Genomic DNA, 23,284 nt, shown 5'->3' with positions numbered 1-23,284 from the left:
GATGTCACCCCCGTCACCTTCGAACTGCAATACTCGTCAGAGACCGCGGAAGTTCAACTCGCCGCTTAACCCGTGTCCACTAACCGGGGGCAAGGCCAGCGCGCGGCTTTTCATCGTTGATTAGGGGCGTGGGGCGTGGGGCGTGGGGTGTGGGGTGTGGGGTGTCGGTGGGTGGTGAGAGGCTCGGGTTGAAAAGATGCGTTTCGGCCTCCGACAGTGGGAGCTGGTGCAGCACGGTCACCCGGCCGAACAGGCCGCTACTTGGGGGGGTGTCGATAAATACCAGAGTCAGAAAAAGTTCTTGAGATTCTCTGGTATTTGTCTTCATTCAGGAGTAAACTGAGAATATGTCACAGACACTCCCGTCGGACACAGATGCCGACCACAATCCGGTTTCACGCCTCGCCCACATCACCGAGCAGCTCGCCGACGCTCTCGAAGGGATCGTCTTCCCACTGGTCGCCGATGATGAGTCGCTCGCCCTTCTTGATGGTCTTGAGCAGCTCGGCCGCCGCGTCGATGGTGCCCGCGTTGCCTCAACAGCGGATGTCGCCCGCCGTGCTGACGTCGAGTACGACGGCGGTACCGCCAGCCTGTCTGAGCGCATGGGGTGCACGGGCAAGCTCGACCTGATCATGAGTGTCACCCATGTGTCGGTGCGGGAGGTGAAGCGCCGCATCAGCCTCGGAGCGCTGACTGGTGTGCGGTCCGAGGTGGGACAGCTGCGACCGGCCGTGTTTCCCACCGTGAGTGCGGCACTGGCCGCGGGCGAGATTGGCGTGGACTCGGCCGAGATCATCGTGAAAGGCCTGCAGGAGGTCATCCGGCAGGCCGACCCCTCGGACCTGCACCTCGCCGAACGAGTCTTGGTAGCCAACGCGACCGGCGCACTCAATGCTGATACCGCAGGGCTGCCGGGTGCCGGTATCGCGTTGCCGGCCGATCGGATGCGAGTGTTGGTACACGAGTGGCAGGCCCGACTTGACCCCGACGGCATCGCACCCCAGGAAGAGGCTCGGGAGGCCAAGAGCAACATCAGCTTCGGCTCATTCGAACGAGGCCTCTACCGAATCTTCGGCGGCGTCACCCCCGACCTGCGCGGCGAGTTCGAGACGTACTTCGCGTCGCGGCTGTCGGCGCGGGCGACGGTGAAGTTTCTACCCACCGCCGGGCCGGCTGAGCTGGCCGGGGCCGACGGGTCCGACGTCGTGCCTGACACCGAGCGGGCCGGGTCCGACGGGTCCGAGGTCGTGCCCGACACCGACGTCGTCGACATCGACCGTCGCCCCGCCGGGGAAAAGCGGGCCGACATTCTGCGCGACATGGTCCGCGAAGCCGCCCGCGACCCCAAAGCCGGAGTGATGGGCGGCTCCGCCCCCACCGTCACCGTGCACGTCAACGCGGTCGACCTCAACGCCGGCCGCGGCGTCGGCTGGATCGACGGGGTTGAGGCCCCGGTCTCGCTCACGACCGTGGATCAGGCCCTCTGTAGCGGCGGGTTCATCCCCATCTTGTTCGGTCCGAATAACGAGGTGCTGCGCGTTGGCGATAAGCGGCGGGCGTTCTCCCCAGCGATGACCAAAGCCATCATGTCTCGCGACGGCGGCTGCATCATCCCGGGTTGCGACATCCCGGCGTACTGGACCGAACTCCACCACGTGAAAAGCTACGCCCAGGGCGGCAAAACCGAAGTCGCCAACGGGGTCTGCCTCTGTTATCGACATCACCACGCCATCGACACCTCCGGATGGCAAATCCGCATGACCCACGGCAGGCCCGAAGTACTCGGCCCCGCGTGGATTGATCCGAGCCAGACGTGGCGCCCTGCCCAGAGTCATCGGGCTAACCGCGCCGTGAGCTAACCCGCAATGCCCGCGCCCACGACCAGTGAATTACTCGCGACACCTGCCCCGGAGGCTGTGACGCGAATCCGCGGTTGCGTTCCGGACACGATCCCCCGAATGGGGGCCATTCGTGATATAAAAAACGTAGAGGCATCCGTTGCCCTGATCGGCTCCGGTGCGGGGCAGACCCTCGCTCGCTACCTCGTGTTGCGGAAGGCCCCTGATGCTCGGAGATGACGCGGCCGAGGCCGCTCGCCACAGCGCTCTTCTGAAGACCGGTGCGCTGCAGGAGGCCATTTTTAACAGCGCCAACTTTTCGAGCATCGCGACCGATGCCGCTGGCGTCATCCAGATCTTCAATGTGGGTGCAGAGCGGATGCTCGGCTACGCCGCCGACGAGGTCGTCAATCAGTTCACCCACGATGACCTCTGTGATCCGCAGGAGGTGATCGAGCGAGCCGCGCAGCTGAGCGCCGAGTTCGACGAGCCGATTGCACCCGGCTTTGAGTCGCTCGTGTTCAAAGCCTCTCGCGGGCTGGAAGACATGTATGAGCTCACCAACGTGCGTAAAGACGGCAGCCGGTTTCCCGCGCTCGTCTCCGTGACGGCCTTGCGGGATGCGGACGGCACCATCATTGGCTACCTCGTGATCGGCACCGACAACTCGGCCCGCAAACTCGCCGAGGAGGAGATGTTGAAGGCCGGTGCGCTGCAAAACGCGATCTTCAACAGTGCCAACTTCTCGAGTATTGCGACGGATGCGCACGGCGTCATCCAGATCTTCAATGTCGGCGCCGAGCGGATGCTGGGCTACGCGGCCATCGACGTCGTCAACCGCATCACCCCCGCCGACATCTCCGACCCGCAGGAGTTGATCATGCGGGCATCGGAGCTCAGCCTCGAGCTCGACACCCCGATCACCCCCGGGTTCGAAGCGCTCGTCTTCAAGGCGTCCCGCGGCATCGAGGACATCTACGAGCTCACCTACGTGCGTAAAGACGGTAGCCGTTTTCCGGCCATCGTCTCGGTGACGGCCCTGCGTGATGCGCAGGAGAACATCATCGGCTACCTGTTGATCGGCACCGACAACACCGCACGCAAGCAGGTCGAAGCGACCCAGGCGCTGCTCGACCAGCGGCTGCGTGACCAGCAGTTCTACACCCGGTCGCTGATCGAGTCGAACATTGACGCGCTCATGACCACCGACCCGCAGGGCATCATCTCCGACGTGAACCAGCAGATGATCGCCCTGACCGGTCGCACCCGCGACGAACTGATCGGGGCTCCCTGCCGCAACTTCTTCACCGACCCGGTTCGAGCGGATGCCGCGATCAAGCGCGTACTCACCGAAAACAAGGTCAGCAACTACGAACTGACCGTGCGCGCCCAGAACGGCGTCGAAACGGTGGTCTCGTACAACGCGGCGACCTTCCACGACCGCGACCGCAACCTGCAGGGGGTGTTCGCCGCCGCCCGCGACGTCACCGAGGTCAAGCGCTTCGAACGGGCGTTGCAAGAGACGAACATCGAACTTGAACACGCCAGCCGGATGAAGAGCGAATTTCTCGCAACCATGTCCCACGAGCTGCGCACCCCGCTCAACGCCATCATCGGCTTTTCGGAGGCCCTCAAAGACGGACTGATGGGGGAGATGACCGAGAGCCAGTACGAGTACATCGGGGATATCTTCACGAGCGGGCAGCACCTGTTGTCGCTGATCAACGACATTCTCGATCTCTCGAAGGTGGAGGCCGGAATGATGGCGGTCGAACTCGAGGAGGTCGACGTGCACAGCCTGCTGCTCAACAGCCTGTCGATCGTGCGCGACAAGGCTGCCGCGCACAGCATTCAGCTCGACGTCGAAATCGGTGACACGCTCGGCGTGCCCCACCTTGACCTGCGCAAGACCAAGCAGATCGTGTACAACCTGCTCTCGAACGCCGTCAAGTTCAGCCACCCGGGCGGCCGCGTCGTGCTGCGCGCCAGGCGGGTGCCGCGCAGCATGGTGGGAACGCTCGCGGGCGGCTGGCCGGTGCACAACTTTCCGCTCAGCCATAGCGACTATGACGAATTTCTCGAGATCTGCGTCGATGACACCGGCATCGGCATCTCGCACGACAACATGACCAAGCTCTTTCAGGCTTTCAGCCAGATTGACAGTGGGCTGGCCCGCCGGTTCGAGGGCACCGGCCTCGGCCTCGCGATGGTCAAGCAGCTCGCCGAGCTGCACGGCGGCTCGGTCGCCGTCTCAAGCTTCGAGGGCGAGGGAGCACGATTCGCGGCCTGGCTGCCGGTGCATCGAAGCATTGATTCGGCGCCGGCCGTGACGGCGGGTCGGTCTGACGGGGTCTGGTCCGACGGGGCCCGGGCCGCGGTGCTCGTCATCGAAGACGATGCTCCGTCGGCCGAACTCGCGCGGCTCCTGCTCGAAGCCGAGGGGTACGACGTCGTCATCGCCGACAGCGCCGAGTCGGCACTCATTCTCGCCCCGCAGCAGCCCCTGGTACTGATCACCCTGGACATCCGTTTACCAGGGATGGACGGCTGGGAATTTCTGCTGCGAATTCGGGATGATGCGCGCCTGGCCCACATACCGGTCGTGGTCATCTCCGGGGTCGCCGACAACAACATGGCCTTGAGCCGCGGCGCCTCGGCCGTGCTGCAGAAGCCAATCGGGCGCGTGGCGTTGAAGGAATCCCTCGCCCGTCTCGGAATGGGCCCGACCCCCGATCGCACGCACACGGTTCTCGTCGTCGATGACGACCCCAACGCCGTCGAGATTCTGGCCGCGTTCATGCCCAGCCCCGCCTACGCCGTCGTCCGGGCCTTCGGAGGCAGTGAAGCCATCGCTCTGGCTGGCCGTGTACGCCCGGACCTGATCCTGCTCGATCTGAATATGCCCGGCGTGAACGGTTTCGACGTCGTTGAAGCCCTGCAGCGCAACGCGGAGACCGCGAGCATACCGATTCTGGTTATCACGGCCCGTGAGGTGACGGCGGCCGATCACGCTACTCTGACCCAGAGCCGCGGCCAGATCGTGCAGGTCATCGATAAGGCCGACTTCAATCGCGGCAGTTTCATAGCCGAGGTCAAGCGCGCCCTGCTCTCGATTAGTCTGACCTGACATGGCCCGGGTACTCGTGATTGAAGACAACGGCACCAACATGAAATTGGCGACCCTGCTGCTGACGCGGGCCGGGCACACCGTGTTGGCGGCCGCCGACGCGGAAACCGGATTGACGCTCGCGCACTCCGAAAAGCCGGAGCTCATTCTCATGGACATTCAGCTGCCGGGGATGGACGGCCTCGCCGCCACGGCCCTGCTCAAGCAGGACCCGGCGACCGCGGGGATTCCGGTCATCGCCCTGACGGCGATGGCGATGAAGGCCGATCAGGACAGGTCTCGCCTGGCCGGATGTGACGGCTACATCACCAAGCCGCTGCGCTATCAGGAGCTCTACGCGGCCATCGACGCACTGCTGGTCAACCGCGAGGTGGAGGCAGCCGGGCACCTTCCCGAGCCGCACCACGTGCCGAGCCTGTTCGTGCGCGAGGAGGCAACCTTCGAGCCTCCGGCCCGCGATGAGGCCATCCTCAAGGGGCGGTTGATTCTCGTGGTCGAAGACAACGAAACCAACCAGAAGGTGCTGGTGCGGCAGCTGGCTCTGCTGGGCTGGGCCGCCGATGTCGTCGACACGGGGGTGCTCGCCCTAGAGCGCTGGCGCAGCGGTGACTACGCGCTCGTGATCAGCGATCTGCGGATGCCGGGTCTCGACGGATTTCGGCTGGCCGCGGCCATTCGCGCCGACGAACAGACCAGGGGCGAACCGCGCGCCACCCAGGTGCCTATCATCGCCCTCACGGCCAACTCCCAACAGGGGGAGGAGGCTCGCTGCATCGCGGCCGGAATGGACGGTTACCTGACCAAGCCGCTGCAGCTTGCGACGCTCAAACTGATGCTGGCCCGGTGGCTGCCGCACGGTGCTCCGACGGCCCTGCCGGCGACCGTGCCCGCCTTTCTGCCCGATGTATCCGTCGCGCGCTCGGCGGCGGCGCCTGCCGTCGATGTCAGCATGCTGGAAAGCCTCGTAGGCAATGATCCGGCCGTCATCCTGGACTTTCTGACCGACTTTCGCGCCAGCGCACTCCTGATCGGCACGGCCCTGGTGGCCGCCTGTCAGGCCGACGACACCGTGGGCGTCGGTGCCCAGGCGCACAAACTCAAGTCGTCGTCCCGGTCGGTCGGCGCGGCTGCACTGGGCGACCTCTGCGATCGTCTGGAGGTGGCCGGCAAGGCCGGGCGCCTCGATACCCTCGCCCTGCTGCGTCCGGTCTTCGAACAGGAGCTTCGCGCGGTGCTCGCGTTTCTCGACGCCTGTACCGCAGCGGCCCCGGCCGCGGTGCCGACGGTGACCTCGTGAACGCGGCCGATATTCGCATCCTGGTGCTCGACGATGAGCCCTTCATGCACAAGCTGCTCACGCACATGCTGGGGGGCCTGGGCTTCACGGACGTGTCCGCGCGGGAATCGGGACTCGACGCCCTCGAACTCGTTGACGCGCCCGAACCACCCGATCTGATCCTGCTCGATCTCAATATGCCGGGCATGGATGGCATCGAGTTTGTGCGGGAGCTTGTAGAGCATCACTACACGGGCAGCATCATCCTTGTCAGCGGCGAAGACGAGCGGGTTTTGCAGACCACGGTGCAGCTCGTCATGGCGCACCGAATTTCGGTGCTCGGGCACCTGGGCAAGCCGGTCCCGCTGGCCCAACTGTCCGCGATGGTTGACAAGTGGAGGCCGGCGGTCGCGCCGCTCGCTGCCGACCGCGTGTTCGAGCCGGCCGACCTGCGGGCCGCGATCGACAACGGCGAACTCGTGAACTATTACCAGCCCAAGGTCGACGTGCGCAGCGGTACCGTCGTGGGGGTGGAGACGCTCGTGCGCTGGCAGCACCCCGTCGAGGGCCTCGTGTACCCCGACCAATTCATCACCCTCGCCGAAGAGCACGGCCTGATCCTCGACCTCACCGGGGTCGTGCTGGCCTCCGCGATGGATCAGGCACGCATCTGGCACGAACAGGGCCTGCACCTGCGCGTCGCGGTCAACCTGTCCATGGAGACCTTTTCCTCGGTCACCTTCGCAAATTTCGTGTCGAGCGCGGCCAACACGGCCGGTGTCGCGCCGCAAGACGTGATCCTGGAGGTCACGGAGAGTCGCCTGATGCTCGACCAACGCGCCCCGCTCGAGATTCTGACCCGACTACGCCTGAAACGCTTTCGGCTCTCGATCGACGACTTCGGAACCGGGCATTCCTCGTTCACGCAGTTGCGCGACATCCCCTTTGACGAGCTGAAAATAGATCGCAGCTTCGTGCACGGCGCCACGCGGGATCGCACGGCACTCGCGATGTATCACGCGAGCCTCGACCTCGGCAAGCAACTGGGCATGGAGGTGGTCGCCGAAGGCGTGGAGGACCGCGACGACTGGGACCTGGTGCGCCGTACCCACTGCGATATCGCACAGGGCTACTTCATCGCCCGGCCGATGCCCGCCGACGATCTGGTCGCCTGGATCGAGGTCTGGAACCAACGTCGCGTGGAGCTCGCGGCATCCGCGCTCTGACGTGGCGTCAACGCTACGGCGTGCGCAGGGTGCGGCGCAGCAGCGACAGAGCGTGCTCGAGGGATTGTTCGCGGCTCGGGGCCGGGTCGGCGTCAGTTGCGCTGACGCCGTCTGAAGTGGATGCCCCGGGTACGGGCGGCATATCGGGCGTCGGAATCCAACGCATCGCCACAAACCGCAGCACCCCCATGATCGCGTGGGTGAGCAGCTCGGCCTGGTCGCGCAGGTCCGGCTCATTGACAGGTGAACCGGTCGGGCCGGATGTGGCCCCGGCCGCGCGCTTCAGCCGCAGGTAGACCAGCTCGGTCACCTCGGTGGTGATGCGGCCCATCCGCTCCATCTGCCTGTGCATGAGCTCGGGATTCTGCCCGAACACCATGATGCGGTCGGTGAGCAGCTTCTCGTCGAAGTTGAGGTTCGCCGCCATCGTGGTCATGAGCGTGAGCAGTTCGGCGAGAAGGTCGGAATCCGACGAGATGAATTGCCGGGCCTGGGCCTCATCGACGTGCGGCGGCTCGGCGCCGATCACCGCGGCATCCTTCGTTTTGAAGTAGTTGAAGAAGGTGCGCTGCGAGATCTCGCTCGCCTCGCAGATCATGTCCACGGTGACGTTGTCGAAACCGTGCTGCAGGACAAGGCGCACCGCGTTGCGTTCCACGCGCAGGGCGGTTGCCTGGTGCTTGCTCTCGCGCGTGGTGGGTGTGGTGGTCTCGGGCACGCCGTGTCCTGTCATCGTGTGGTGATCAATTCGGTCGGGTTGGGCGCTACTCGTAGCGCAGGGACTCGATCGGGTTCTGCTTCGCCGCGCGCTGGGCCGGCAGCGTTCCAGAGAGGAACGCGATCAGCATGACCAGCAGAATGACGAAGGCGACGGATGCCGGCTCGAACAGCAGGATGTTGAGGCCCGGCAGGCCGGAGAGCAGCCCGTCGGCGAGCACGTTGCTGAGGATCGAGCCGAGACCGATGGCCACGCCGGCGCCGATTGCACTGCCGAGGAAGCCGATGACGATGGCCTCGAGGCTGAACAGCGTGTAGACCTTGCCGCCGCTCATGCCCATGGCCTTCATCAGGCCGATCTCCCGGGTGCGTTCCTGCACGCTCATCAGCAGTGTGTTGATGATGCCGAAGGCGGCGGCGATGAGCGCGATCACGGCGAAGGCGTTGAGCACGCCGACGATGCCGGTGATCACGGTCTGCACGGCACCGAGCTGGTCCTCGATCGTGCTCGCGGTGTAGCCGGCGGCGGCTAGGTCGGCCTTGAGCGCGGTGATCTGCTCGGCCGAGAGGGTGTCGTCGAAGTGCGCGATGGCCACGCCGTAGCTCGTGACGGCGGTGTCGATTCCGCCGGACTGGGCTTCGGCGAGTTCGGCGATCAGGGCGTCGTTGGCGCCGGCGCCGGCCGCGAGCAGGCTCTCGAGCGAGACGCCGACGACGGTCGCATCCACGGTGTGCTTCTCGCCGAGGATGTCGGTGATGCCGATGGTGACGGATGCCCCCACCGCGTCTTCTGCGGAGTCGAACCCGAGCGGGGTGACGAAGGTGTCGGGCAGCACGAGTTCGGCTTCGGACGAGCCGCCGTCGAGCTGCGCGCCCGCCGTGAGGTCGGCGGTGGTGACGGCGGAGGTCGCGTTGATGCTGAACTCGTACTGGGTTCCGCTCTCGGCGCCGTTCTCGATGTAGTCCGGCTGCACGGACCGCACGGGGTCGACCGATTCGATGCCGGCGGTGTCACTGATCGTGGTGAGGTCGGCATCCGTCAGCGCCTGCGTCGTGGTGCCGGGAGGGCCCTGGTTGCTCGACACCATCGCGGAGCCGTTCGGGTCGTATTCGACCGGGCCGTCATCAGCGGATGCCGCCTGGCTGGCCTGGGTCACGATGAACACGTCGGGGGAGCCGAGGGCGCCGACCTGGGCGTCGACGTACTGGGAGACGCCGGCGCCGACGGCGTTGGTCAGCGTCAGCGTGAAGGCGCCGACGAAGATTGCCAGCACGGTGAGGGTCGTGCGCAGCTTGCTGCGGAAGGTGTTCGAGATCGCGGTTGCGACGAGGTCCTGGGTTCTCATGACGCGTCTCCAACGCTGGTGGTGCTGGCCGGGGTGGTGCTGGCAGTGGGGCCGGTCGCGTCGGCGCCGGGGTGCGCGGTGCCAGAGTGGGCGCCGGTGTGTGCGGCCGCGTGGGTCGGGTTGTGCGCGCCGGTGTGGGTGCCGACATGGTCCGTGGTGTGGTCTGTGCTGTGGTCTGTGCTGTGGTCTGTGCTGTGGACGGCGCCGCCGGGAACGATCAGGCCGTCGCGAATGTAGATCTGGCGGTCGCAGCGGGCGGCGAGGTCCTCGTCGTGGGTGACGATGACGAGCGTGATGCCCTGCTCACGGTTGAGGTCGAAGAGAATATCCTCGACGACGGCGCCGGTGGCGGTGTCGAGGTTTCCGGTCGGTTCATCGGCGAAAATGACCCGCGGGTTGTTGACGAGGGCGCGGCCGATGACCACACGCTGCTTCTGGCCTCCCGAGAGGGTGGTGGCCTTTTTATCGGCCTTATCGGCGAGCTCGAGCTGGTTCAGCACCTCGAGGCCGCGCGTGCGACGCTGCTTGCCGCGGATGCCGGCGATCTTCAGCGGCAGGATCACGTTGTCGAGCACGGAGACGTTCGGGGTCAGGAAGAACTGCTGAAAGACGAAGCCGAACTCCTTGTTGCGCAGTTCGTTGATCTCGCGGCGGGAGAGGGCCTTGGCCTCCTTGCCGGCGACCTGCACGGTGCCCGTGTCGGGCTCGTCGAGCAGGGCGAGCAGGTGCATCAGGGTCGACTTGCCCGATCCGCTCTTGCCCACGATGGCGACGGTTTCGCCGGCAGCGATCTGCAGGGACACCCCTTTGAGCGCGTCGAAGCGGCTCGATCCCGACCCATAGGATTTCTCCAGGTCGCGTGCGTCAATTACCAGGTCGGCTGACATCTCGTTCCATCCTCATTCCGCTGCCGTGGCAGGAAGCCGCGTTTTGCAGTTACTGCACTTTACGATGCAGAAGCTGCAAAAATACTGACAAACGGATCGAGGTGGAGGATTGTGCCCGCACTGGGGTCAGATGTCGAGCGAGTCGCCCGGTTCCAGGGCGAAGAACTCACCACCGACTTCTTCGGTGGCCGCGCCGATGCGCGCATTGGAGAGGTCCTTGCCGAATCGAGACAGTCCCATCTCGTGCGTCGGAAAGCTGCGCCGGGGCTTCACGGCGAGAACGTAGTCGATGACCTCGCTGATTTTCAGCCACGGTGCCCCGGCGGGCACCGCGAGCGTGCCGACCTGGACATCCGTCGGAATCGTGAAGGAGTCGCCGCCGTAGTACAGCTCGTCGTTGACGAGCACGCCCACATTGTCGATGACCGGGATCGACTCGTGAATGATCGCGTGCTTCTCACCGAAGAAGCGCAGCGTGAAGGCTCCGGCGGTGACGGTGTCGCCGTTTTCCACCACGGAGATCGGATGCTCTGGTGCGGCATCCGCTACCCCCTGCGGCCCGTAGATGGGCACGTCGGGATTCATGTCCCGAATGCGATCAAGCTGTGCCGGAGTCCAGTGGTCGGGATGCTCGTGCGTGAGTACCACGGCGGCGGCATTGGTGGTCTCGGTGAGCGCGGTTGTGAGCGAACCCGGATCGATGAAGAGCTTCTGACCGTTGATCTCGAGAATGAGGGCCGCGTGCTCCAGTTTGGTCAGCTTCATGGGTGTAATGGTATCCAACGTCGGCGGTTCGAGACCGGGGGCGTGGGGGCAGCCGGCGCTCAGTTTGTCCCAAGACGTATTCGTGTGGCATACTCGTAAAGTTGCAAAAACGGCCCCATCGTTTAGCGGCCTAGGACATCGCCCTCTCACGGCGGTAACGCGGGTTCGAATCCCGCTGGGGTCACAATTCGCTTCATGACAGCCCGGCCATACTCGTTCGCGAGGGGCCGGGCTTTCTTTTTGCCCTCGACGAGCGATCGATCCCCGCGAAACTGGGATCGCGGGGGCGAACGGGGGCGTCGTGTGACGGCCAGCGGTGCTGATAGAGTGCCACAAGCGAAGGGGAGTATCCCTGTGGGCTCATCGAGCCCTATGTCGTGATCGTCAATACGGGCCGCACTGGCGGGGCCCCGGTCGCGGTGGCACCCATATGTGGTGCGGGAGAGACTTTCGGGTTTTGGCCGTTTCTGCCACCCACCCCGCACACTCATCATGAAAGGCCCTCGTGGACCTCGCCCTGCCGCTCTGGTTCGAAATCGGATCGCTCGTTGTCTTGACCCTCATTTTGGTCGCCGACCTGTTGCTCGTCTACAAGCGTCCTCACGTGCCGTCGATGCGTGAGGCCGGCCTCTGGGTCGCCTTCTATGTCGGGCTCGCGCTCATCTTTGCGCTGCTCATGCTGCTGCTCGGCGACTCCGAACACGCCGGCCAGTTTCTGGCCGGCTGGCTCACCGAGTACAGCCTGTCGATCGACAACCTCTTCGTCTTCGTGATCATCATGGCGAGATTCTCGGTACCGCGGAAATACCAGCAGGAAGTACTGATGGTGGGCATCATCATCGCGCTCGTGCTGCGCGGGATCTTCATCCTGCTCGGAGCCCAGCTCATCGAGAACTTCAGCTGGATCTTCTACATCTTCGGCGCGTTCCTGCTCTACACTGCCTTCAACCAGGCCACCTCGTCAGAGGACGAAACCGAGAACAAAGAAAATGGTTTCATTCGTCTGCTGCGTCGTCGCATCCACATTTCGGGCGAATTCGACGGCTCAAAGGTACGCACCATGGTCGACGGCAAAAAGGTCTTCACGCCCATGATAATCGTGTTCCTCGCGATCGGCACGACCGACCTGATCTTCGCGCTCGACTCGATTCCTGCCATCTTCGGCATCACGCAGAGCCCGTTCATTGTCTTCACCGCCAATATCTTCGCCCTGATGGGGCTGCGCCAGCTCTACTTTCTGCTCGGCGGGCTGCTCGAACGCCTCGAATATCTCAAGTATGGAATCGCGGTCATCCTCGCCTTCATCGGCGTCAAGCTCGTCTTCCACGCCCTGCACACCAATGAAGTCCCCTTCATCAACGGGGGAGAGGGCGTGGCCTGGGCACCGGAGATCGACACCTGGACCTCTCTCGGCGTCATCATCGGCTCGATGGCCGTGGCCACCATTGCCAGCCTGATCAAGGCCAAGTACGACGACAATAAGCGCGCGGCCGACCCCGAGCCCCACGAGCGCAGGAAAACCCCGGAATATATCGACGAGTAGCCGCGCCCGCAAAATTGATACGGTAGAGCCTTGATCGGGTTTTTGGTCGACGCCCCGATGGGGCGCACAGCTTCGGCTGCGAAGTGGTGACGCGAACGGTGGGGTACGCATGGCGGTGAATGGCCGAAGCGAAATTGTGCTGCCTGGCGCGACCGCATCCTTCGTATTCAGCGCACGCACCGATGTGGGCAAGGTGCGCAAAGTCAACGAGGACAGCCTGATGGCGCAGTCTCCGGTGTTTCTCGTCGCCGACGGCATGGGTGGTCACGCCCAGGGGGACGTGGCCAGCCAGACCGTGGTGCGGGTCTTCGACGAGCACATTGAACAGAACACGCCGTCAACGCCGGAACGCATCCTCGACGCGATCCACTCCAGTAACGACGCCGTGCGCGACCTCAGCGCCGTCGACGACTACGGCACCGCCGTCTCGGGCACCACCCTCGCCGGCGTCGCATTCGTCGACGCCGGCGACGACGTGGGCTTTCACTGGATGGCCTTCAACATCGGCGACTCGCGGGTCTACACCTGGGATGGCCGCACCCTGACGCAGCTCAGCGTGGACCATTCTGCCGTGCAGGAAATGGTCGACGCCGGACTCATCACGGCGGCGGATGCCGAGAAACACCCCGAGCGCAACGTCATCACCCGGGCCATCGGAGCGGATGAGTTTGTCGACGCCGATGTCTGGCTGCTGCCGGCCGCCGGCCGTCACAGTTTTCTGATCTGCTCCGACGGACTCACGAAGGAGCTCGACACCGCCGACATCGCCCGCGTGCTCGCGGAGCATCAGGGCGGCCCCGGCTTCAGCGACGAACCAGTCGAGGGCGCCGAACTCGGTTTCGGCGACGTCGGGCACACGGTCGCTGACGTTCTCGTCGAGGCCGCCATCGCGCACGGCGGCCACGACAACGTGTCGGTCGTCTTCATCGAAGCCACCCTCGGCCCGATCGAGGACCTCGACCTGACCGGCGTGACCCACGAACGCTCCCGCGACGACGTCGAGAATACGAATCCCCGAGGTCTGTGACATGCTCAGCGGCGAACCAGGCCTGAACGACGAACCGGGCCTGAACAATGAACCGGGCCTGAACTACGAACCAGGCCTGAACTACGAACCAGGCCTGAACTACGAACCGGGCCTGGCGGGCGCATGGCTCGCGGCGACGGATGTCGACCGTCTCGTCGTTCTGAACCTCACGTCCTCCCGTGCCGTGCCGGCGCTCACCGCGCAGTCGGTGTGGGAGAACCTGCACCACGGCGATCCGGCCGAGAGCCTGCTCGGGGTGCTGACCCGCAACGGCCTGTTCGAGACGCCGCCGTTCGTGCTGCTGACCTGGACGGGCGCTCACGACAGTGCCGCCCTGCGTGCCATCGTGCGGGGAGACGTGACCCTCACGGTGCGCGCCGGCGTCGAAACGACCGAAATCTCCGGCCGCGGAGTATCGACGTGGGTCGAACAATCCTTCACGGGCGCCACGGCCTTCTCGATCGCGTGTGGCCCCGCCGGTCCCGAGCGCCTGCCGCCTGCTTCGAGCCTTCCTCTGGTAGCCGGAACCGCCTGGAGTGGCAACCTGACGGGCACGTTTACGGCTAATGCCACAGCGACTGCAGCGTCCACAGCAGCGCCGGTGGCGCAGGTGGCGCCGGTGGCGCCGGTGATCGCACCCGCCGAGCCGCCCGCCGAACCTCCCGTCAACGAGACGACACTCGTGGAAAGCACGATGATCGAGTTTCCGCCTGCGGTAGCGCTGGCCGTACCACCGGCAGCCGTACCACCGGCGACCGACCGGCCACAGGCATCCGTCGTCGCCGGAGCATCGGAATACGATCACCTGTTTGGGGCCACGATGATGCGCGGCGTCGAACAGGCCGCCGTGCGGGATGCCGACGAAAACGACGGGCCAGGCCCGGCGGCGGGTGCCGGTGACACCGACAGCAGCGAAGCGGGAGACCACGACGGACTGACCGTCATGAGCGGTGACATCCGCAAGCTGCGCGACTCTCGCCGGCTGGAGCGCCGAGCACCGATCGCGCACGAATCGGTGGCGAGCACGATCTACCTGCTGCTGCCAAACGGCGCGCACGAGACTCTGAGGCAGCCTCTGCTGCTGGGCCGGGCACCGAGCGTGAGCCAGGTGCTCGGCGGCGAGATCCCCAAGCTCATCAGCATCGGCGCCGGTGATCAGGACATCTCTCGCAACCACGCCCGGTTCGCCCTCGAGGGGGACACCGTGGTCGTCACCGATCTGCACTCCCGTAACGGCATCATGATCGTGCTGCCGGGCACCGCGCCGCAACGCCTGCGGCAGGGTGAGCCGACCGCGATCATCGTGGGCACGATCGTCGATCTCGGCAGTGACATCACGATCACGGTGTGCGACGACGAGGCTGCCTCGAAAACGGCAGTCTCGAAAACGGCAGTCTCGAAAACGGCAGTCTCGAAAACGGCAGTCTCGAAAACGGCAGCCTCGAAAACGGCAGCCGAGGACTAGGAACACATGCGCCGCAGCACGTCGGTTCCCCCCGAACTTCCCGGATACACGTACATCAAGCCGCTCGGTTCCGGCGGCTTCTCCGACGTTTTTCTCTACGAGCAACGTCTGCCGCGTCGGCGGGTGGCCGTGAAGGTGCTGCTGACCGAGCAGCTCGGCGAATCCACCCGGGCCCAGTTCGTCGCCGAGGCCAATCTCATGGCGCAGCTGTCGACGCATCCGTACATCGTCACCATCTACCACGCCGACGTCGCGAGCGACCTGCGCCCCTACTTCGTCATGGAGTACTGCCCGGGGCCGAGCCTGGCCGAGCAGTACAAGCGCGAGCCATTCTCGATCGAAGACGCTCTGCGTATCGGGGTGCGGCTCGCCGGAGCGGTCGCGACGGCGCACAGCGCGGGAATTCTGCACCGGGACATCAAACCCGCCAACGTGCTCACCAACGACTTCGGCTGGCCGGCACTGACCGACTTCGGCATTTCGTCGACGCTTGATGACGAACTTCCCGTGCAGACCATCACGGGCGTGACCGGCGGGCGCCCGAGCGACACCTCGGCCACGAGCGAAAGCCAGGCCGTGGGCATGAGCGTGCCGTGGTCGCCGCCCGAAATGTTCGACGACGATCCGAAAGCGGATGTGCGCAGCGACGTCTTCTCGCTCGCCGCGACCATTCACACCCTGCTGGCGGGCCGCACTCCGTTCGAGATCCGCGGACGATCCAACGGCACTCTCGACCTGATCGGCCGCATCGAGCACGGCGCCATCACCCCGATTGACCGCCCGGACATGCCGCGTTCGCTGACCCATGTGCTGCAGAAGGGCATGGCGACCGATCGTGAGAACCGGTACGCCACGGCGGTCGACTTCGCCAGGGCGCTGCAGCGGGTCGAGCTTGAACTGCGGCTGTCGCCGACCGGCATCGAGGTGCCGAACCTGCGCGTGCAACAGGCCGAGAAGGCCGCAGCGACCCCCGAGGAAGCCGAAACCCGCGCCCGCACCGTGGTCACGATCGCCGCGCAGGCCCCGGTACCGGCTGCGGTGCCGGCTGCCACGCCGGCTGCCGCGCCGGCTGTCGGAACGGATGACACGGGCACCGTTCCCGACGGAGTTCTCGCCGATCGCTCCCATACCGACAGCACCGTGCGCGGGTCGGGCACCACCCTGAACGAGAGGGACGTGCTCGAGACGGTTGTCGCCGCTGAACCCACCGCCGACTCCGCTGTCGCTTCTGCTGTCGCCGAGGGCACGGTTGTGCGTTCGAGTGCGCGCGAGCAGACCGTGGTGCGGCCGCGACGTCCCGCATCCGTTGTCCCCGACACCGCGGCGGCCGACGTCGAGAGCTCGCCCGCTCGTCGCCCGCGCGCTCTGGCGCGAGCAATCGCGATCGGCGCTGGCATCGCCGTGCTCGCCGGTGTCGTTGCCGCGGTCGCCATCGTGGGGAGTCCCGAGTCAGACATCACCCCCTCGGCACGGCCGACCACGGCCCAGGGCGGAGGCGCGAGTGCGGGAGGCGCCGTGCCGGCGCCGACGCTTCAGGGGGTGGAGACATCCGTCGACGGAACGATCGTCACCTTCACGGTCAGCAACCCCGACCCCGAAGACACCGATGTCTACCGCTGGGCCCGTGCCGAGACCCCCACCCAACCGCAGCTGAGCAAGACCGACACCATCGTGATCGAGGGTGTGACACCGGGCGCACGGGTCTGCATCGACGTGTACCTGCAACGCAGCGACGGCAAGCTCAGCGAGGCCGAGCAGGCCTGCAACCAGTGATGATTGACTTCGCATGAAGCCCCTCAGAATCGAGTTCTGCGGCGAGTGGTACACGACCCCGCCCGGTTCCGACTTCTCGATCGGGCGGGAGTCCGATCTGTCCATCGACGACAACCCCTACCTGCACCGCACCTTTTTGCGGCTCTACGAGGACTTCGGCATGTGGTGGATCGCGAATGTGGGCAATCTGCTCTCGGCCACGGTGACGGATGCGACGGGTGCCGTACAGGCCTGGCTCGCCCCCGGTGCCAAACTGCCGATCGTCTTTCAGCGGATGCGTGTCTCGTTCACCGCCGGTTCGACGAACTACGACTTTACGATCCACGCCGAAGAGGACTACTTCAACACGTCGGTCTCGGCGACGCAGCCCGACGGCTCGACGACGATTCTGCCGGTGGCCCTCACGACCAGCCAACGCCTGCTCGTCGTGGCGCTCGCGGAGCAGGTGCTGCGGCAGACGGTTCCCGGGCGGGGAACCATTCCGACCTCGGCCGAGGCCGCGGCCAGGCTCGGCTGGAACAGCACGACCTTCAACCGCAAGCTCGACAACGTCTGCGACAAGCTCGACAAGCTCGGGGTTGACGGACTGCGCGGCGGCCGCGGCAAGCTCGCCGTCAATCGCCGGGCGCGCCTCGTGGAATACGCGGTCGCGACTCACCTGGTGAGCGCCGACGACGTCGACCTGCTCGACGGGGCGCCGACGCCCTGATCGGCATACTCGCCGCCGCGACAACATGGACGGTGATGACCGCGCCCGACATGGGTGGCCGCTACGGTAACGGCCGTAGCGCTCACCCGTTTCGGGCGCCCTCGTGCTCACGGTGACCGGGCACGTGCTCGTGTTACCGTAGAGCAATACTTTTGTACCCTCGAACGGGGTGCAGTCGAGCGGGGTGCAGTCGAGCGGGGGAGCAACGGTGGGGGCCTGGACCGCACGGCTCAACCCGCCCTCGTTCCTGCGGCCGTCGCGGTGGCGTAAGTCCACGGCATCCGTCGTCGCGCTCGCGGTTTTGGCCGGAGTGCCGCTCGGCTTCGCGGTGCTGCACCAGGGTTTTCCGGTGACGGATGTCGACCTCACGAGCAGGGACGTCTGGGTCACCAACGGCCAGGAACTGCTCGCCGGTCGGCTGAACCGGCAGATTGAAGAGCTCAACGGCTCCGTCAACGCCGCCTCGAGCGCCTTCGACGTGCTGCAGCACGGCGACGATGTTTTTCTGATCGATGACAGTGTCGGCTCGCTCGAGCGCATCGACCCGGCCTTCACGACCCTCGGGCAGCGTGTCGACGTGGCGCCGGGATCAGAGGTCGTCTACGGCGGAGACACGATCGCGGTCATGTCACCCGCGGGTGACGTCTGGGCCATCAATGCCGCCGGCGAACTGAACTTCGATCCGCTGACGACCGATCCGATCATGGAGCTCGATGAGGGCGGACACATTGCGGTTTCCGCGACCGGAGCCGTGTTCGGTACCTCCGTCGTCGCCGACACCCTGTTCACCGTCGCCGAATTCGGGGGTGACGTTGTCGAGGCTGCGCTGCCGGACCTTGGCGAGCACCAGATAGCGGCAGTCGGCGAGCAACCCGTCGTGCTCGACACCGACGCGAACGCCCTGCGCACCGTCGACAGCACGATTGAACTTTCCGGCACGCCGCTCAAGCTGCAGCAGTCCGGCGCCGAGAACACGTTCGCGGTCGTCGCGACCGGGGAATCGCTGCTGCAGGTGCAACTCGACGGCGGCGGCGACATCATCGAGGTGCCGGCCGAGATTGACGCGGCCGTCACCGATCCGGCCGCGGTGTCGTCGCCGGTCTGGTTGAACGGATGCGCCCACGGCGCCTGGGCCGGCGCGCAGCGCTATATCTCCGCCTGCGCCAGCGAGGTGACCGGTGCGGACCCGGTGGTGACCGTCGAGGCGATCGAACAGCCGACCCTGGGTTCGGTACTCGAATTTCGCGTGAACCGCAGTGTCATCGCGCTCAACAATCTCAGCAACGGCAACGTCTGGCTCGTCGACGCGAACATGCGCCTGGTCGAGAACTGGGACGAGGTCACGCCGCCCGAAGAAGAGGACTCCGAGGAGGGCGACGAGAAGGCCTCCCAGCAATCCTTCGAGGACACCCTCGCGGAGCGCACCGAGCAGAACCGCGCGCCACTCGCCCGCGACGATGAGTTCGGCGTGCGTCCCGAAAAGACCACCGTGCTGCCCGTGCTCTCCAACGACACGGACCCCGACGGCGACGTGCTGACCGTCGTGAACGTGAACGGCTTCTCGGAGCCGCAGGGAAAGCTCGACTTCATTGACGGCGGCCGCGCCCTGCAGTTCACCCCCTCGGCTACGGTCGCCGGCACGGTCAGTTTTCGCTACACGGTGTCCGACGGCCGCGGCGCGGTCGCGGAAGCGAACGTGAACCTGACCATGCGACCCCTCGACCAGAACCAGGCGCCGGTGGCGACACGGGTCGGGGCCGTGAGCGTCGAGCAGGGGCAGCTCGTGAGCTACAACGTGCTCTCGGACTGGATCGACCCCGACGGTGACGACATCTACCTGGTGTCCGCAAGCCCTACCAGCGGTGACGGGGTACGGTTTGGCCCCGAAGGCTTCGTGACCTTCGAGAGCCGCACCGCCGAGCTCGGCCTGAAAGAGGTGACCTTCGTCATCTCCGACGGCCTGCTGACGGCGACGGGCGTACTCACCGTCGACGTGAAGGCCGCCGGAAGCCTCGGCCCGGTCGGCACCCCCGACTTCGCGACCACGTTCGTGGGAGAGACCGTACTGATCGAGCCACTCGCCAACGACGTCTCGCCCTCGGGCGCCGCCTTGGCCCTGATCAGCGTCAACGAGGTGCCCGAGCGAGCGACCGCCGTAGCCAACCTTGACCGCGGAACCATCGCCTTCACGATCGGCGAGGCCGGCAGCTATGTGTTCACCTATAGCCTCGGCGCCGGGGCAGCCTCGAGCATCGGCCTGATTCGGGTCGACGTGAAGGAGAACCCCACGGAGCAACTGCCTCCCATCGCGGTGAAGGACACGGCCTATCTGCGCGCCGGCGAACCCGTCTCGATCCCGGTCTTGAACAACGATGTGTCCCCGACCGGACGAGTGCTCGCCGTGCAGTCCGTCGACACGGCCGCCGCCGGCAACCTGGTCTCCGTCGAGATTCTGACCAATACCGTGCTGCGCGTCACGGCCTCGTCGGCGCTGACCCAACAGGTGCAGTTCACCTACACGATCAGCGACGGCGTCGGCACGTCGACCGCGGGCGTCACCGTCGTACCGGTGCCACCGCTGATCAAACACCAGCCACCGGTCGCCGTTGATGATGCCGTCAACGTGCGCGCGGGCGACATCGTGAGCGTCGCCGTGATGGACAACGATTACCACCCCGACTCGGCGACCATGACCCTGGTGCCCGACCTGACCGACACCAGCAACGCGGGCGGACTGGCCTTCGTGACCGACACCGAGGTGCGCTACCAGGCACCGAACAACCCCGGCTCCTACAGCGTGGTCTACACGATCACCGACGCGTTCCAGGAGACCGCCACGGCGACCGTGCGCTTCACGGTCATGGCACCGGATGCCGCGGGCAACCGCGCCCCCACACCGGTACCTCTTACCATGCGCACCTTTGCCGATTCGACGATCAGGGTGCAGGTGCCGCTCGACGGCATCGACCCCGACGGCGACTCCGTCTACCTGACCGACGTCACGAGTGCGCCCGCGCTCGGCCGCATCGTCGAGCAAGGCAGCGACTACTTCATCTACGAGGCCTACCCCGGCACCGCCGGAACCGACGAGTTCACCTACGAGGTTCAGGACACCTTCGGTGCGACCGCCGCCGGAACCGTGCGCATCGGAGTGATTCCGCGCCCCGTGGTGCTGTTGCCGCCCATCGCCGTTGATGACTCGATCGAGATGAAGCCCGGTCGCACGGCGTCGATCCCCGTCGTGCTCAACGACTCCGACCCGAACGGCTATGCCCTCGCGCTGAGCGAACAACTGCCCGAGGTCGACCCCGGCATCACCGCGACCGTCAAGGGCAGCCGCATCATCGTCGACGCCCCCGAAGCCGAGGGCACCTTTACGCTGCGCTACGAGATCACCAATGGCAACGGCGGCGCCGCGACGGCCTTCGTGCAGATCAACGTGACCAACGACGCGAAGACGCTTCCGCCCACCGCGATCGACCACATCATCGAGCCGACGGATGTGCTCGGTACCGAAGGTCAGAGCGCCGCGACCGTCGCGGTGTCGGTTCGAGAGGGCGCCGAGAACCCCGGCGGCCTGATCGAGGACCTCGTGGTGAGCCTCGAAGGGCCGAACGCGGCATCCGGTGCCATTGACGCGAACGGCGTGGTGACCGTCACCCCGAGCAATCAGCGCCAGGCGATCGCCTACCGGCTCACGAACGAGCTCGACGAGCTCAGCGCGACCGCGTTCATCATCGTTCCGGCCCGCCCCGACGCCGATGAGGCCGAGAAACCCGAAGAGGAGCAGGCCTTTCCGCCGCCCTTCCTGCGGGCGATGCCCGAGCAGCTCGTGGACATGAACGGCATTCTGGGCTGGAACGTGGCCGACATCGTCGAGGTGCCGTCGGGCCGCCCGGCGGTGCTGCTGAACGCGACGGCGACCAACAGTGACGGCACCCCCGCAGCCTCGGGGGCCGACACCCTCAGCTACGTGGCGGCCCCCGACTACCGCGGTCCGGCATCCGTCACCTTTCTCGTGACCGACGGAAGCGATGCCGCCGACCCGCTCGGCAACCAGGCCACCCTGACGATTGCGATCACCGTCGGCGACGCCAACTTCGAGGACACCGCGCCCACCTTCACGCCGCCGAACGTCACGATCGAAGCGGGGGAGACCGCGGTCGTCACCAACCTGCGCTCCTCGAGCGGGCACCCGAATGCCGAGATCGTGCAGCAGCTCAGCTACGGCTCGCTCGGCGGCTCCTCGGCAGCCGTCGCCGCGTCGCTCAGCGCAGCCAACCTCACGATCTCCGCGCCGCTCGGAACGCAGCCCGGCACCGAGGCAACGCTCACGTTCACCGTGACCTACAAGGAATTCACCATCCCCGGGTCCGTGCAGGTGACCGTCGTGTCGTCGACACGAGCACTTCCGCAGGCCGTCGACGACTGCGGTCCGAACTGCGCCGGCATCGAAACGCTTCCGAGCCAGACCGTGGCGATCTCGGTGCTGGACAACGACTACAACCCGTTCCAGGCCGACGGCACCCCGCTCGCCGTGATCGACGCCGCCATCGAACAAGACGTGTCGGGCGGAACGGCATCCGTGAGCTTCACCTCGAGTGGCGTCAGCATTCGCACCGGCCCGAACGCGACCGGAACGCTCACCGCCGTCTACCGAGTTCAGGACGCGACGAAGGACCCGAATCGGGAGGTTCAGGGGCGCATCACGCTGGTCATTCGAAACGTACCGGATGCCCCGAACCGCCCGACCGCGACGCCGGGTGACACCGACGCGACCGTGACGTTCACAGCGCCGGCCTCGAACAACTCGCCGATCACCGGGTACCTGATCAGCTGGAACGGCGGGTCGCAGCCGGTGTCCGGGGCGGGCACGCACACCATCAGAAACCTGAGCAACGGCACCGGCTACGCCTTCAGTGTGACCGCCACAAACGCCATCGGTGACTCGGCGGCGTCGAGCCCGAGTGCCGCCGTGACGCCGTACGGCGTGCCGGGCGCGCCCGCGAGCGCGACCCTGTCAGCGCCGGGCCAGGGCACCGGCGCGCTCGTGCTGAACTGGACGGCTCCGACCAGCAATGGCGGCAGTGGGGTCACGAGCTACAACTACGAGTGGCTTCAGGGCGGTCCGGCCGGAACGACGTCCACCCCCGCAACCTCCGATACCGAGACCGGCAGCACCGGCACGGCGTACCAGTACCGGGTACAGGCCTGCAACGCCCGCGCCTGCGGTGCCTGGCAGTCGTCGAATGTGGCGACACCTCAGGCGATTCCGATTCCGCCGCCGTGGACCCCCACGAACTCGGCGACCGTGACCCAGCGCACCTGCCCCGAGCCGCAGTCGACCTACTACAACCCCCCGACCAACGACGCCCAGGGTTGCACTATGAACCCGCGAGGCTACCTCGAGGCGGGCACGATCGTTGATGCCGTGTGTCGTTCCGTGCGCAACGGGCAGGACTGGTTCTACATGCGCATCGAAGACGCCAGCTACGACGGATACTTTATTCGCGCCGCCCACACCAACCGTGGCGGAACGAGCGTCGCCGACTGCTGACCGATTGTGGCCAGCCGGCAGACCG

14 protein-coding genes, 1 tRNA gene and 1 pseudogene are annotated in these 23,284 nt (G+C 65.9%); 11 read left to right on the top strand and 5 right to left on the bottom strand.

Annotated features, from left to right (window positions below; all coding sequences use genetic code 11):
* Window positions 1-347 precede the first annotated feature (347 nt).
* From E3T55_RS02515 to E3T55_RS02500, 4 genes are all read left to right on the top strand, one after another.
* The gene (locus E3T55_RS02515) at window positions 348-1,862 is read left to right on the top strand and encodes an HNH endonuclease signature motif containing protein (protein WP_134517978.1); all 1,515 of its coding nucleotides are present in this window, start codon (window positions 348-350) and stop codon (window positions 1,860-1,862) included.
* A 205-nt stretch (window positions 1,863-2,067) separates the two neighbouring features.
* A complete protein-coding gene (locus E3T55_RS02510) occupies window positions 2,068-4,968 on the top strand; it encodes a PAS domain S-box protein (protein WP_134517977.1) in 2,901 nt (966 codons plus the stop codon).
* Between the two features lies 1 nt (window position 4,969).
* Entirely contained in the window at window positions 4,970-6,265 is a 1,296-nt protein-coding gene (locus E3T55_RS02505; RefSeq protein WP_134517976.1) for a response regulator, read from the top strand.
* Window positions 6,262-7,470 carry an EAL domain-containing response regulator gene (locus E3T55_RS02500; RefSeq protein ID WP_134517975.1) on the top strand — a complete coding sequence of 403 codons (1,209 nt, stop codon included), beginning with the start codon at window positions 6,262-6,264 and terminating at the stop codon, window positions 7,468-7,470. The genes E3T55_RS02505 and E3T55_RS02500 overlap by 4 nt, the downstream gene beginning before the upstream one ends.
* Window positions 7,471-7,483: 13 nt before the next feature.
* Here the strand turns inward: E3T55_RS02500 and E3T55_RS02495 are convergent, their stop codons facing one another.
* The 4 genes from E3T55_RS02495 to E3T55_RS02480 all read right to left on the bottom strand — a co-directional run bounded on the left by E3T55_RS02495 (window position 7,484) and on the right by E3T55_RS02480 (window position 11,185).
* Window positions 7,484-8,188, bottom strand: coding sequence for a TetR/AcrR family transcriptional regulator (locus E3T55_RS02495; RefSeq protein WP_241992797.1), 705 nt, complete (start codon window positions 8,186-8,188; stop codon window positions 7,484-7,486).
* Between the two features lie 46 nt (window positions 8,189-8,234).
* Window positions 8,235-9,533: an ABC transporter permease gene (locus tag E3T55_RS02490; RefSeq protein ID WP_134517973.1), complete on the bottom strand. Its 1,299-nt coding sequence runs from the start codon at window positions 9,531-9,533 to the stop codon at window positions 8,235-8,237.
* Entirely contained in the window at window positions 9,530-10,420 is an 891-nt protein-coding gene (locus E3T55_RS02485; protein ID WP_194092211.1) for an ABC transporter ATP-binding protein, read from the bottom strand. Before E3T55_RS02485 ends, E3T55_RS02490 begins: the two co-directional genes overlap by 4 nt.
* A 126-nt stretch (window positions 10,421-10,546) precedes the next feature.
* Window positions 10,547-11,185 (bottom strand): MBL fold metallo-hydrolase, encoded by a 639-nt coding sequence (locus E3T55_RS02480; RefSeq protein WP_134517972.1) that lies wholly within the window; start codon window positions 11,183-11,185, stop codon window positions 10,547-10,549.
* 111 nt (window positions 11,186-11,296) lie between these two features.
* On the opposite strand from E3T55_RS02480, the gene E3T55_RS02475 reads away from it, so the two are divergent.
* From E3T55_RS02475 to E3T55_RS02460, 4 genes are all read left to right on the top strand, one after another.
* Window positions 11,297-11,369 (top strand) — tRNA-Glu (locus E3T55_RS02475).
* A gap of 321 nt (window positions 11,370-11,690) precedes the next feature.
* Complete coding sequence (locus E3T55_RS02470) at window positions 11,691-12,728, top strand: TerC family protein (RefSeq protein WP_134517971.1); 1,038 nt, start codon at window positions 11,691-11,693, stop codon at window positions 12,726-12,728.
* 109 nt (window positions 12,729-12,837) lie between these two features.
* A complete protein-coding gene (locus E3T55_RS02465; protein WP_134517970.1) occupies window positions 12,838-13,755 on the top strand; it encodes a PP2C family protein-serine/threonine phosphatase in 918 nt (305 codons plus the stop codon).
* 1 nt (window position 13,756) lies between these two features.
* On the top strand, window positions 13,757-15,220 hold the full coding sequence (locus tag E3T55_RS02460; RefSeq protein ID WP_134517969.1) for an FHA domain-containing protein: 1,464 nt from the start codon (window positions 13,757-13,759) through the stop codon (window positions 15,218-15,220).
* Here E3T55_RS02460 and E3T55_RS21125 read toward each other — a convergent pair.
* Window positions 15,161-15,325: pseudogene (locus E3T55_RS21125) on the bottom strand (hypothetical protein); the annotation flags it as partial. The gene E3T55_RS02460 and the pseudogene E3T55_RS21125 overlap by 60 nt on opposite strands.
* Here E3T55_RS21125 and E3T55_RS02450 point away from each other — a divergent pair.
* The 3 genes from E3T55_RS02450 to E3T55_RS02440 all read left to right on the top strand — a co-directional run bounded on the left by E3T55_RS02450 (window position 15,275) and on the right by E3T55_RS02440 (window position 23,259).
* Window positions 15,275-16,993, top strand: a complete 1,719-nt coding sequence (locus E3T55_RS02450) for a serine/threonine-protein kinase (RefSeq protein ID WP_420897960.1) — start codon at window positions 15,275-15,277, stop codon at window positions 16,991-16,993. The pseudogene E3T55_RS21125 and the gene E3T55_RS02450 overlap by 51 nt on opposite strands.
* Window positions 16,994-17,006: 13 nt before the next feature.
* Window positions 17,007-17,702: an FHA domain-containing protein gene (locus E3T55_RS02445; protein WP_134517967.1), complete on the top strand. Its 696-nt coding sequence runs from the start codon at window positions 17,007-17,009 to the stop codon at window positions 17,700-17,702.
* A gap of 169 nt (window positions 17,703-17,871) precedes the next feature.
* On the top strand, window positions 17,872-23,259 hold the full coding sequence (locus E3T55_RS02440; protein WP_134517966.1) for an Ig-like domain-containing protein: 5,388 nt from the start codon (window positions 17,872-17,874) through the stop codon (window positions 23,257-23,259).
* Window positions 23,260-23,284 lie beyond the last annotated feature (25 nt).

Source organism: Cryobacterium frigoriphilum (genome assembly GCF_004403305.1).
In the GTDB taxonomy this organism is placed as follows: domain Bacteria; phylum Actinomycetota; class Actinomycetes; order Actinomycetales; family Microbacteriaceae; genus Cryobacterium; species Cryobacterium frigoriphilum.
Note: the sequence above shows the minus strand (reverse complement) of the source record. Positions and strands in the feature narration are given on the sequence as shown.

Bases quoted from the DNA above. Each gene is read 5' to 3' on its own strand.
- E3T55_RS02515 (WP_134517978.1), top strand. From the start codon at position 348: ATGTCACAGACACTCCCGTCGGACACAGATGCCGACCACAATCCGGTT.
- E3T55_RS02510 (WP_134517977.1), top strand. From the start codon at position 2,068: ATGCTCGGAGATGACGCGGCCGAGGCCGCTCGCCACAGCGCTCTTCTG.
- E3T55_RS02505 (WP_134517976.1), top strand. From the start codon at position 4,970: ATGGCCCGGGTACTCGTGATTGAAGACAACGGCACCAACATGAAATTG.
- E3T55_RS02490 (WP_134517973.1), bottom strand. From the start codon at position 9,533: ATGAGAACCCAGGACCTCGTCGCAACCGCGATCTCGAACACCTTCCGC.
- E3T55_RS02485 (WP_194092211.1), bottom strand. From the start codon at position 10,420: ATGTCAGCCGACCTGGTAATTGACGCACGCGACCTGGAGAAATCCTAT.
- E3T55_RS02480 (WP_134517972.1), bottom strand. From the start codon at position 11,185: ATGAAGCTGACCAAACTGGAGCACGCGGCCCTCATTCTCGAGATCAAC.
- E3T55_RS02465 (WP_134517970.1), top strand. From the start codon at position 12,838: ATGGCGGTGAATGGCCGAAGCGAAATTGTGCTGCCTGGCGCGACCGCA.
- E3T55_RS02460 (WP_134517969.1), top strand. From the start codon at position 13,757: ATGCTCAGCGGCGAACCAGGCCTGAACGACGAACCGGGCCTGAACAAT.
- E3T55_RS02445 (WP_134517967.1), top strand. From the start codon at position 17,007: ATGAAGCCCCTCAGAATCGAGTTCTGCGGCGAGTGGTACACGACCCCG.